Raw genomic sequence first — 11669 nt, 5'->3', positions numbered from 1 at the left:
GGTGTTTTCTTCTTTAGCGGTGAGTAACTTAAGTAAAAAGATGCGAGCCAAGACCTAGTTAGATTGACCATTAAACTTAAAGGAAAGCTGATCTTAAGTCAGTGTTAACACTAACTTACCAATATTTTCATTATTCGCCATTTTTTCATGTGCCTGCTCTACTTGTTGCCATGGATAAACGGTATCAATTACTGGTTTTATTCGCCCATTGACCAACTCAGCGTAAAAATCGCTAATGAAGCTCGCTACTAAATTAGCTTTATAATCATCACTACGATTTCTCAAGGTTGAAGCAGAGATAGTTAGCCGTTTGGCCAACAGCTTAGCTATATCAAGTTGCGGACAATAACGCCCGCCCAGCATAGATAAAGTTACAATATGACCATCTAGCGCTGATACATTAATATTCTTAGCTACATATTCGCCCGCCACCACATCAATAATAACGTCAAAACCTGATGGATTATTTAGCTTAGCGTAAGTAACAAAATCCGTTTCTCGGTAGTTTATCGCTACATCAGCACCAAGTGCTAAACATGCCTGTACTTTTGCCGCACTACCTACGGTTACTACAACATTGCATTGATTCGCTTTGGCAAGTTGAATAGCCGCGCTGCCAACACCGCTGGCCCCAGCATGAATAAGCACCTTACTGTTTGGCTTGAGCTGAGCAATGCTGAATAAGCTTTGGTAGGCGGTTAAAAATACTTCAGCGCAGGCCGCACCTTGCTCATAAGTGAAATGCTCTGGTAAACAGAGTAACTGCTTTGCTTTGACTTTGACATATTGTGCGTAACCACCACCGGCAACTAGCGCAAAAACCTTATCGCCAACTTGCCATAGTTTGCCTAAGTGGTTTTCGGCAACTGCCTCGCCACATTGAACAATTTCACCCGAGACTTCTAAACCTAGAATTGAAGACTCTCCCGCTGGCGGCGGATACTTGCCCGCACGTTGTAATAAATCCGCTCGATTAACGCCAATTGCCTTAACCTTGAGCAAACATTCATCTGCCGATATTTCTGGCAACGAAGTTTCACTCAGTAATAATGATTGCTGATTATCGACCTGAATATATTTCAAGGAGAGCTCACCTTTGGCTTAAATGATACAGATAAAAATTTACGCTAAGGCTGTAAGCGCAACAGATTGAAACTCAACCCCCTGCCAAGCCGTTTTAATAAAATTACGAATATTACCATGATCACTACCCTGAGGATTTTGTAAAACATCCTCATGATAATAACCGCCAAAACACGCCAATGTTTGTTGCTCAGTTAAGTTATTTAACTTAGCAAAATAAAATATTTTACAAGAGCCTTCATTAGTACCAGCGTCATTAAGTAAATCACCATTACTGAAGGTTGCCGGTGTGTAACTGTAGTTATCATTGACCACTTGCATCACTTGCTCAAAGCTCACTTCAGCTGAATTTAAGCTTAATTGGCTAAGTAAGTGTGACAAGGTAATGCTTTGTGGAGTGCTCTTAATTGCACTAGCCACTATGCATCACCAGATTTTAACTTTGCCTTAGCTTCTTCAACTTTAGAGAAGTCTAACCCTAGCTCATTAACTGCCTGTTCAATAAGACCAGGATCTGCCATCACTAAGCTCATAATGGCTTGAAGTTTTTCTGGCGGGATACCTAGTTGACCAATAAATGCCATAGCCATCATAGGGTTTTCAGTCAGCGCTTGAAAAAGCTCGCCAATTTTTTCATCACTTATGTTTAATTCTTTTAAAATTTGGATAATTGGATTCATTTAATGATCTCGTATTAGGACATAATAAAATACCGAGCTTAAGCTCGGTATTAATTTGGAGGTTATGGTAACAAATATAATGCATTGATAAAGACTAAAGAGCACTTATCAATAGATTGATTCGCTAATTATTATCTATTTCATTTTCTACCACAGTATTTCCTTTGGCTTTTAAGCGTTGTCGATAATTTTCTTTGGCGAGCTTTTGTAAATCTTCAACTTGGTCGCTTTCATCAACAATTTCTCGGCCGAGAAAAGTTTCAATGGCATCTTCCAGTGTTACCACACCTGCGGTTTGACCAAAGTGGTCTTCAACAATAAAAATATGCTCATGGCGTTTGATAAAGAGATCAAGTAAGTTCAGAACTGGCAAGCTTTCTGACACTCGGCTGATAGGGTTAATAATCTCCTCAATACTATCATCCCCCTTACCCACCCTTTCACTTTCATATAAGTGCGCTTTAATAATTACGCCAAGGATATTATCAATAGCGCCATCATAAACAGGAATACGGGTAAAGTTCGCTGTTTTTTCACTGTTAATGGCCGCAGATATAGTGACCTCTTTTGCTAAGGCATGGACAACACTGCGCGGTGTTAAGATATCTTCAGTTTTGGTATTGCGTAATTGCAAAATATTTTCAAGCAACTGGCTCTCTTGTTTATCAAGTGTACCGCCCTTATGGCTTAGCTCAGCAACCATTAATAATTCTTCTCGAGTAACAATATCTTTATCTTCGCTGCTAAACAGGCGAGTCAGTAATGATGACAACCAAACTAGCGGGTAAACCAATTTCACTAAAAAGGAAATAACATAGGAAGACGGTATGGCTAAAACACGCCAATAATTAGCGCCGAGAGTTTTAGGAATGATTTCAGAAAAGTATAAAATGGCTAGCGTCAGTAGAAATGCAATAAGGGTTTCTTTTTGCTCACCAAAAATACGAATGGCCTGAGCACCAACACCCGCTGCGCCCATAGTATGAGCAAAAGTATTAAGAATGAGAATACTGGAAATAGATTGATCTAATTTATTCTTTACCTTAGCTAAGGTTTCAGCCCCGCGAGCTTTCGCGGCAAGTTTTTGTGCGACAAAGGCTGGGCTTATAGAAAGTAAGACAGCTTCTAAAATTGAGCATAAAAATGAGACGCCAATAGCAATCACAAGATAGGTAATAAGTAAGGTCATTGTTATCTAGTTGTCCTCGATAGCACTGGCTATTATTGCCCGATCAATAACTATACTAATTATAGTATCAAATTAACCATTATATTATAGGCGCAGCGTCTTAATTAACTAGAGTTCAGTTTAGCTCATCCATTAACTCGATTCATTAGCTACACTCTTGGCAAAGAAAAAGTATAATAGCGTAGAACGAACTTAGGTCAGATTCCAAACGCCTGAATTAATGCGATACATCAACGCTTACTCTCCGAACTTTCTATAACAAATTATGCCGAAAAAAATTAAACCGCTAGCATTTGAACAACCCAAGTTAAAGTATTTATCTACTTACTCAGCACAAATACAAACGCAAGTTCAGCAAATGCTTGAGCAAAAAAAACTAGCACAATACTTATTAGCTAAATACCCAAATACACACCAGATAAGTAATGACAAAGCTTTACGCACTTATGTGATGACATTAAAAAACCAGTATTTGAAAAAATCAGCGCCATTAAGCCAAATAAAATTCGATGATAAAATTCATATCATCAATAATGCCTTAGGTCTACACAGCTATGTTTCCCGGGTACAAGGTAATAAACTTAAAAGCAAACATGAAATCCGTATTGGTAGCATATTTAAAAAGGCGCCGGAAGATTTTTTAGCTATGATAGTGGTTCATGAATTAGCACACTTAAAAGAAAAAGAGCATAACAAGGCGTTTTATAAACTTTGCCAAAGTATGCTGCCTGATTATCATCAATTAGAATTAGACCTGCGAATTTATCTGACCCAACTAGAAGAATTAGGTAGCATTTACGCTTAATAAACTCCTTCAACCTAGAAGATATAGCGACATTTCCTCAGCCGCAGTCTTTGATAATAAAGAAAGCCAGTGACCAGAAATACCAAGCTGTGACCAAAATGAACTTTATCGTACCTTATTCCCCTAAAGTTCATTATGGCTAAATTATTTACCTCAATTGTAATTGCCGACATGATATTACTGAGTTAATAGCATAGAGAATAATTACAAGGACATTGATAATGAATAAGTACAGCGATACATCACACCTTACTTCCACTAAAGCCTCAACTGAGGTTTCAGTGGTTAATACTAAGCAGGAAGCGTCAAGTCACGACTTGGTAACAGCGGATTTAATTAAACAGAATAAAGCCGCCTTAACATCAGTTAAGACGGTAAAAATGGCAGCTATTGACTTAGATAGCTCAAGCTTTGTTCTCGGCTATAACTAGCCATGCTATTTTAAGAGTTATACATATCAGAATAATACACATCAGAGTAGCGCAAAATATTAGCAGTATTACGGCTCCCGGGATTACTTTCACCAGCTTTTATCTCAGTAGCTGTTAATGCATAGCTTCAATTTCAAGAGCTTTACTTCGGTAGCTTCTCCTTCAAAAGATAATGACGTTCTGGTCGCCCAACTGTGCCGTATTGAATATCGGCAACAATCTCATTACAGCTTAATAGATATTCTAAATAGCGCCTTGCTGTAGTTCGACTAGTACCAATACAGCCAGACATAGATTCCGCGGTATAAGCACTGCCAGCATTATCACTTAACACTTTACGTATTTTATCTAAGGTTAATGAATCAATGCCCTTAGGTAATGGAGTTAACTCATTGATTATTACTGCTGATTTTGGCTGACTAGCTAGCTTGCCTTTATTGTGAAATAGCTCATCAAGATCATCTTGCTCAAAAGGTTGCTGAGCACTAAGTCGCTGACGATATTGTAGAAATCGTGCCAGGGTTAGCTTTAAACGAGAAAAAGCTAAGGGTTTTAAGATATAGTCAAAGGCTCCGTATGACATAGCCTCTTGAATCACTTCGCTATCTTTAGCCGCTGTTAACATAACAATGCTGATATCAAAGGCATTTAAGTCTTGTCTAACGTACTTTAATACATCTAAACCATTACTCTCGACTAAGCTGACATCAAGAAAAATAAGCTCTGGCTTAAAACTGTCGAGTAGATCTTTTGCCTCAGTGGTATTTTGTGCGATACCAATAACCTCAAAGCCCTCTTCATTATTAATTGTTTTCGATATGATGTTAGCAATACGCATATCATCTTCAACAATTAATACACTGTTTATTTTCATCACTTAATTGACTCCTTTACTGGTAGCTATTATTAGTTATTATTATTTTTATTCGTAGGCTATTTAGGTATATAAACCGTCATAATCGTGCCACCTGTTTTTGCCCGGGTAATGGATAAAGTACCGTCGACTTGATCCAAGCAATTTTTCACCAAAAACATCCCTATACCATGTCCCATGGCACGTTTTGTTGTGCGACCAAAGGTGAAAATATCTTTAATGGCTGCATCACTCATACCGACGCCAGAGTCTTCGATTTCGAAGATTATATCTTCACCCATATCGGTAAAAGACAGAGTCACCTGAGGTGCTTGCGCTTTATTACGGCTGGCAGCATCAAAGGCATTCTCCAGTATATTACCGAGTATAGTCACCAATTTTGACCGTGGTAGGTTACTCGGTACTTGCAGTAAACTGCTTTCATTATCAATGATTAAGTCAATTTTTCGTTCTTTAGCAACATCGTATTTACCTAGGATAAGCCCGGCTATTATCGGGTCTGGCACAATACGCATTAAAAAGGCAATAAGCTCTTGATAACCTGAATTCTCCACCATTATCAAGTCCAACGCTTCTTCATAAGAGCCAATTTGAATAAGGCCACCTATGGTATTTAATTTGTTAGAATATTCATGTGTTTGCACTCTTAACATGGTTGAGAACTGCTTCACCTGCGATAGCTTCTCACTTAAATCAACCACATCATCTTTATGGCGAAAGGAAACCACCACGCCGCGTTGCTTATCGGCAATCATTAAAGGAGTTTTTGTTAAGATTAAGGTACCTGCTTCAATATCAACTTCCACATCTCGCCATACTCGTGAAGAATCACTGGCGAAAATAAACTGATAGTCAGGTAAAAGTTCATGTACCGCAGAGCCGATTAATTCCTGCTCGGAAATATTGGCTAAAATCTCAATAGCGATGGGATTACAACTGGTAATTATACCTTGTTCATCAATAACTACCACACCTTCTAGAATGGACTCAAGTACGGCTTTTCGTTCACTATAAACTCTGGAAATTTCTTCAGGCTCTAAACCAAATATTTCATCACGATAGCGTTTAGCAATGTATAAGACCAAAAAACAGCCCGCAAGCAAGGTGATGCCAAAAACCCATGAAAAAGTATCGCGGTAATTGCTAATACTGAGCATCATACCGTGCTCTAAGTAGCCGACGGAGATCAAACCGATAATGGTGCCATCGTCTAATAAAACGGGGGTTTTTCCGCGAATTGAAACACCTAATGATCCCTCTGCTTTGGAGATGTATGACTCACCAAATTTAAGTGCTCTAATATTATCGCCACCCATCATAGCAAGGTTAATTTTTTTCGGGTTAGGGTGAGAATATCGAATGCCCTTACTATCGCCAACAACAATAAAAGAAGCAGCTATAGCTTGACGAATGGGCTCTACATAGGACTGAATAGGTTGGCTTTGTTTATCGAGTAGCGATTGTTGAATAATAGGGTTTTTAGCCAAAGATTTAGCCACGGAAAGTGCTTTTTCACCGAGTTGCTGTTCGAACTCTTGTACTAGATAAGAAACGCTAAACATACCCAAAAAAATGGTCTGTAGCATAACAAGTAGCACAGACACTAAAGCCAGCTTATTATGTAAACCCATTTTTTTAAACTTCTTGGCTATCTTTATTGGCTTTATCATAAAATTTGAATTTAAAATTACCTCGTACTTTCAATTTAGTTAATACAGACAAGCGAAGCAATGTAGTCTTGCCTCACTTGTCTGCTATACACACCTAAAAAATAGCGAGTTAAATTTCAGCTACTTTCTCTTGGCTAGTTGAACCATTACTTTTTCTCAGTGTAGAGATAATTGGCATAAGTAACACTAAAGCCGTCACTGTTAAGATACCTAAGGTAATAGGTCTATCCCATAAGAAAGAAATTGAACCGTCATATAAGGTTAATGAACGACGTAGGTTTTGCTCTAACATACCACCTAAAATAAAGCCAAGGATTAGCGGAGACATACTAAAGTTCAATAAACGTAAACCAATAGCTATTACGGCAAAACCGGCCATCATAAATATATCAAAGGCATTAAATGAGACTAAATAAACACCAATCAGTGAAAAGAACAAGATAAGCACAGTTAATAGTTGCTTAGGTAAGGTCAATGCTTTAGCAATGTAAGGAATCAAAGGTAAGTTAATAAGTAATAATACTATGTTGCCGATATACATAGAAACAATTACCGACCAAAACACTTCAGGATTATCAATAAATAAGCGAGGACCCGGTTGAATACCATAAGCCATTAACGCACCTAACATTACCGCGGTAGTGCCTGACCCTGGAATACCTAAAGTAAGTAAAGGTACAAATGAACCGCTACAAGCAGCATTATTTGCGGTTTCAGGAGCAGCTAAACCACGTAAACTACCTTTACCAAATTTTAGTTTCTCTTTCGCTGAAGCTAAGTTTCGTTCCATACCATAAGCAAGGAATGAAGCAATAGTAGCGCCCGCACCTGGTAATACACCAACAAAGAAGCCAAGCACTGAAGATCTAGCAACGGTAGGCGCCATCTCTTTTATTTCAGCTTTAGTAAGTTTTAAACTACCCACTTCTGTCGCAGGAGTAACGGAATTAAGACCTGATTTCTTATCTTTATTATTACTGATAATAGAGAGTAATGCCTCTGATAAAGCAAACATAGACATAGCAATTAATAAGAAACTAATACCATCAAGTAAGTCAATTTGACCAAAGGTAAAGCGCTCTACGCCTGACGCTTGATCCGTACCAACTGTTGATAACATTAAACCAAATAAGGTCATCATGATTGATTTAAGGAAGCTACCTTTATTAGAGAATGCCGCAACAGCAGTTAAGCCCAATAATAATAAGGCAAAATAATCAGGTGATTGGAAGCTTAAAGAAACTTTCGAGAGCATAGGTGCAGCAACTAACAAAAATACTGCGGCAATAGTTCCACCACTAAAAGAAGCATAAGCGGCAATAGCAAGTGCCTTTCCTGCTTGGCCTTTACACGCCATAGGATAGCCATCAAATGATGTCGCTACTGTACCAGCAACACCCGGCGCGTTAATCAAAATAGATGAAGTCGAACCACCAAAAATAGCACCGTAATAAACACCGGCCATTAAGATCATGCCAGATGAGGGATCGATACCATAAGTAATAGGAATCATTAGGGCGATGGCAGTGATAGGCCCTAAGCCCGGCAACATACCAATAAAAGTGCCAACAAAACAGCCAAAAATAACGAACATGATGTTTTGCATTGACATTGCGGTTTGAAAACCGAGAAGTAAGCCGTCTAACATAGTATTAACCCCAAAGGTCGCCGGTTGATAAATAAATACCCAGCAGTTGTGTCATGATTGCCCAAAAGACAATAACTACAGGTACTGAGGCAAGGAAAAGTCGTTTTTTACTTCGCTCACCAAGTATAAGGAAACCAAAAATAAGAAAAGAAATGGTTGATAGAATAAAGCCCAATTGCTCTAAAGTAGCGCCGTAATACACCATTAAGGCAATAAGACTTGCCACCTGAAACCAGCCTTTCTTGTCAAAGCCATTGGCGGATTCCTCTGTCTCATCACTAGTGCGACTATCCGTAAGCACTGACATGATAATAGCCAAAGCTGAGACTAGAGTTCCTAATAAGGCATAAAGTTTAGGCATAGACTGTGATGTAAATACATCATACTCTTCACCAGGGTATAAAGGGATTTGGTAGGCATAGTAGCCATAACATACGCTAAAAATAAAAAATATTAATGCGCCAATGACATTTGTACTGATTTTCATAATTTACCTCAAACTGTATTATCCGGCTAAAACAATTAAACCGATTCAACCGAACAATGCAGCAGTCAACTAAAAACTTTACTTCAAGAAACCGTCTTACAAGAACGTTACTTTAAAAAGCCTAACTCACGCATTAATACACCAAGATCTTTCTCTTGCTTCTCTAAGAAAGCGTAGAACTCACTGTTAGCGTTGTACAAGTTAACCCAACCATTACGCTCTTGGATTTTTGTCCACTCAGGTGTGTCTTGTACATCACCCAATAATTTTGCATAAGCGGCAACTTTTTCATCAGACATTGTTGGTGCTGCAAAGAAACCACGCCAGTTAGCAAATACGACCTCATAGCCCATTTCTGTTAAAGTTGGGATATTCGGTAACACTGTCAGGCGCTCTTTTGAAGTAATAGCGAGTATGCGCACATCACCACTTTGAGCCATGGTAAGTGCTTCACCAACACCGGTAGAAAGAATAGCCGTTTCACCCGAAAGTAAACCTGCCATGGCTTTACCGCCGCCGTCATAAGCAACATAAACTAACTTGCGTGGTTTAGCGCGACCGGCTTTGATTGCCATCGCTGCAACGAGATGATCTAAGCTGCCACGTGATGAACCACCAGAGAACTTCACTTTACGTGGGTTTTGCTTAAAATCAGCTAATACATCACGCCAATCATAGTATTTAGAGTCTTTACGTACCACAAAGGCACCAAAGTCAGCAATAGTGCCTGCAACAGGCTTAAGATCACGGAATGATTGTGGGAAAACACCACTTAATGAACGCACAACAATCGGAGTAGAGTTCACCATCAAAGTGTTTTTCTGTTTTGCTGCAGTTTCAATCATGTAAGCAATGGCTTTACCACCACCACCACCTGACATATTTTGATAAGAGGCATTTTCGACTTTTCCTGACTTCATTAAGGCTTCACCGGTACCGCGAGCCGTACCATCCCAACCGCCACCAGGGCCTCCTGGGATAAGAAAATGTATTTCTGAAGTGTCGGGTTTTTCGTTCGCTGATACTGAAGTTGACACCAACGAAAGAAGACCAATAGCCATAGAAGCTAAGGTTAATTGTTTAATATTCATATTTAATCCTAAAAATTTTGATGCGAGTTAACTTGGACTTATCGCTAAGCCCAACTTATCAAATGCTATAAATCAATTACGGTAAAACCAGTACCGCTAAAATAAGTACTGCACACGAGCGGTCAAGGCATTACCATCGGTAATCTCACCAACTAATTCTTCAGCGCCAGGGCCTGAAACATCAGAGATTAAGTAATTGACCATGAATTTGATTTTTTTATTGAGGTAATAAGTAGTACCTACAGTGAGTACTTCAGTAACAGTACCTTGAGTATCTGATGTCGCATCAAATTGACTGATACGGGCAAATACTTCCCAAGCGCCACTGTCGGCAATAGGGGTTGGTGAATTGAACACACCACGTTTCTTATAAACTCGACTCTCGCCGGTTAAAAAGTAACTTGCGGTAACATAGTAACCATCGTAGCTGCTGTCATTGAAGCTCTCCATCGCATCTACATCACGTACCGAATATTCACCTTGTAGTGATAATGGTCCGTAAACACCGGCAAATTCGAAGCCGTATTGCGTCATATTATCTACCGCAAAAGTCTCTCCACCAGCTGCATAGTTAACCAAGCGCACGTTAGTATTACGTACTTCACCACGGGCAAAGTTTTCACTTAGCACATCGCCACCCATATCACGTTGCGAGCCCCAAGCACCAAAATGAAGGGTTTTGCCTTTCGTATGAATGGGTGACCAAGTTAAGCGACCTGTTACTGAAAGGTTCATGTCACCGTTTTCATCTTGACCATCAGTGCCAAAACTACCACCTTTATAGGCACCAATAGCATAACGAAGACCAGTGCTTTCAAAGTATTGATAAGCAGAAGTACCGTATTTAAAATAAGGAGACATTACGTTAGCTACCATAGGGCGTGAAATAGCAGTAATGTGTTTACTACTCGTTAACGCTTCTAAACTGATATCTTCACGAATTTTACCTAGTTTAATAGTAGGGCCATTTTCAAAACCCTTATAACGTAAACGAGCTAAAGTAATTTCACCTTTGTCTTCAGAAAAATCAAGCAGAAGCTTGTAATCCCAGTTATCCGCCTGACCTTCAACATATGTTCTAATACGACGAGGGAAAAGATCTGAGGCTGTTGCACCATCATTTTTTGCGTTATAAGCGCCATCAAAACGGTTGTAATCTAATTGGAAACGACCACCCATTTCAAATGACTTTTTACCGTCTTCGCTCTCTACTTCCAAACCGCCACCTTTGGTTTTTACCCTTGGTGCTTGCTCCATTTTTGCTACCGCCCTGCTAAGCTCCTCAACTTGCTGCTGCAGTTTTTTTACTTCGTCACTCTCATTAGCTAGTGCCGCCATAGGTAATCCCATAGCAATCGCTAGTGCTAAACTTACCGTAGACTTTTTATTTTTCGCTGTGAAAAATATATTCGATTTTTGATGTTTATCTCTCATGAACTGAAACCCTTTAATTTGTTTTAATATATTTTTTATAAAGATTTGCAAGTGCAATTCAAAGCCAATGCGTTTCGAACTAGCATCAACCCCAACATTGGAGGCTATATTTAAGGGATGAGTAGTGAAAAATATACAATGACAAACTAAATAACTTTAAAAGCATAAAAACAGTTAAATTCATAAAGTTCATGGCGAGTTTGTTTTTCCATTTTGCCTAAAAATAATCGCTACGTAGCAAGTACTTAGACAGTAAGAAATATAATTTATACAATAG

General features: G+C 39.0%; 12 protein-coding genes. 2 read left to right on the top strand and 10 right to left on the bottom strand.

Annotated elements, in window-relative coordinates:
• Positions 1-93 precede the first annotated feature (93 nt).
• From HRT50_RS04535 to HRT50_RS04520, 4 genes are all read right to left on the bottom strand, one after another.
• The gene (locus HRT50_RS04535) at positions 94-1083 is read right to left on the bottom strand and encodes an NAD(P)H-quinone oxidoreductase (protein WP_291611782.1); all 990 of its coding nucleotides are present in this window, start codon (positions 1081-1083) and stop codon (positions 94-96) included.
• A gap of 39 nt (positions 1084-1122) precedes the next feature.
• On the bottom strand, positions 1123-1470 hold the full coding sequence (locus tag HRT50_RS04530) for a HopJ type III effector protein (protein ID WP_291611789.1): 348 nt from the start codon (positions 1468-1470) through the stop codon (positions 1123-1125).
• A gap of 32 nt (positions 1471-1502) precedes the next feature.
• Entirely contained in the window at positions 1503-1763 is a 261-nt protein-coding gene (locus HRT50_RS04525) for a DUF2999 family protein (RefSeq protein ID WP_291611780.1), read from the bottom strand.
• A gap of 124 nt (positions 1764-1887) precedes the next feature.
• On the bottom strand, positions 1888-2952 hold the full coding sequence (locus HRT50_RS04520) for a CNNM domain-containing protein (protein WP_291611778.1): 1065 nt from the start codon (positions 2950-2952) through the stop codon (positions 1888-1890).
• Positions 2953-3217: 265 nt separating this feature from the next.
• On the opposite strand from HRT50_RS04520, the gene HRT50_RS04515 reads away from it, so the two are divergent.
• Both HRT50_RS04515 and HRT50_RS04510 read left to right on the top strand, forming a co-directional pair.
• Entirely contained in the window at positions 3218-3757 is a 540-nt protein-coding gene (locus HRT50_RS04515; protein ID WP_291611776.1) for a M48 family metallopeptidase, read from the top strand.
• A gap of 221 nt (positions 3758-3978) precedes the next feature.
• Positions 3979-4188, top strand: a complete 210-nt coding sequence (locus HRT50_RS04510) for a hypothetical protein (protein WP_291611774.1) — start codon at positions 3979-3981, stop codon at positions 4186-4188.
• 142 nt (positions 4189-4330) lie between these two features.
• On the opposite strand, the gene HRT50_RS04505 is transcribed toward HRT50_RS04510, so the two are convergent.
• The 6 genes from HRT50_RS04505 to HRT50_RS04480 form a co-directional block, all read right to left on the bottom strand.
• Positions 4331-5062, bottom strand: coding sequence for a response regulator (locus HRT50_RS04505; RefSeq protein ID WP_291611786.1), 732 nt, complete (start codon positions 5060-5062; stop codon positions 4331-4333).
• 59 nt (positions 5063-5121) lie between these two features.
• Positions 5122-6693 (bottom strand): sensor histidine kinase, encoded by a 1572-nt coding sequence (locus HRT50_RS04500; RefSeq protein ID WP_291611772.1) that lies wholly within the window; start codon positions 6691-6693, stop codon positions 5122-5124.
• Positions 6694-6841: 148 nt separating this feature from the next.
• Positions 6842-8380 carry a tripartite tricarboxylate transporter permease gene (locus HRT50_RS04495; protein WP_291611770.1) on the bottom strand — a complete coding sequence of 513 codons (1539 nt, stop codon included), beginning with the start codon at positions 8378-8380 and terminating at the stop codon, positions 6842-6844.
• Between the two features lie 4 nt (positions 8381-8384).
• Positions 8385-8867 carry a tripartite tricarboxylate transporter TctB family protein gene (locus tag HRT50_RS04490; protein WP_291611767.1) on the bottom strand — a complete coding sequence of 161 codons (483 nt, stop codon included), beginning with the start codon at positions 8865-8867 and terminating at the stop codon, positions 8385-8387.
• A gap of 107 nt (positions 8868-8974) precedes the next feature.
• Positions 8975-9958, bottom strand: a complete 984-nt coding sequence (locus tag HRT50_RS04485) for a tripartite tricarboxylate transporter substrate binding protein (protein WP_291611765.1) — start codon at positions 9956-9958, stop codon at positions 8975-8977.
• A 96-nt stretch (positions 9959-10054) separates the two neighbouring features.
• Positions 10055-11392 (bottom strand): porin, encoded by a 1338-nt coding sequence (locus tag HRT50_RS04480; protein ID WP_291611763.1) that lies wholly within the window; start codon positions 11390-11392, stop codon positions 10055-10057.
• Positions 11393-11669 lie beyond the last annotated feature (277 nt).

It is taken from the genome of Colwellia sp., assembly GCF_013215345.1.
Taxonomy (GTDB): domain Bacteria; phylum Pseudomonadota; class Gammaproteobacteria; order Enterobacterales; family Alteromonadaceae; genus Colwellia.
The sequence above is the reverse complement of the archived record's forward strand: the minus strand, read 5'-3'. Positions and strand labels throughout refer to the sequence as shown.

Coding starts and splice junctions, on each gene's coding strand:
- HRT50_RS04515 (WP_291611776.1), top strand. CDS start 3,218: ATGCCGAAAAAAATTAAACCGCTAGCATTTGAACAACCCAAGTTAAAG.
- HRT50_RS04510 (WP_291611774.1), top strand. CDS start 3,979: ATGAATAAGTACAGCGATACATCACACCTTACTTCCACTAAAGCCTCA.
- HRT50_RS04525 (WP_291611780.1), bottom strand. CDS start 1,763: ATGAATCCAATTATCCAAATTTTAAAAGAATTAAACATAAGTGATGAA.
- HRT50_RS04505 (WP_291611786.1), bottom strand. CDS start 5,062: ATGAAAATAAACAGTGTATTAATTGTTGAAGATGATATGCGTATTGCT.
- HRT50_RS04490 (WP_291611767.1), bottom strand. CDS start 8,867: ATGAAAATCAGTACAAATGTCATTGGCGCATTAATATTTTTTATTTTT.
- HRT50_RS04480 (WP_291611763.1), bottom strand. CDS start 11,392: ATGAGAGATAAACATCAAAAATCGAATATATTTTTCACAGCGAAAAAT.
- HRT50_RS04500 (WP_291611772.1), bottom strand. CDS start 6,693: ATGGGTTTACATAATAAGCTGGCTTTAGTGTCTGTGCTACTTGTTATG.
- HRT50_RS04485 (WP_291611765.1), bottom strand. CDS start 9,958: ATGAATATTAAACAATTAACCTTAGCTTCTATGGCTATTGGTCTTCTT.
- HRT50_RS04520 (WP_291611778.1), bottom strand. CDS start 2,952: ATGACCTTACTTATTACCTATCTTGTGATTGCTATTGGCGTCTCATTT.
- HRT50_RS04495 (WP_291611770.1), bottom strand. CDS start 8,380: ATGTTAGACGGCTTACTTCTCGGTTTTCAAACCGCAATGTCAATGCAA.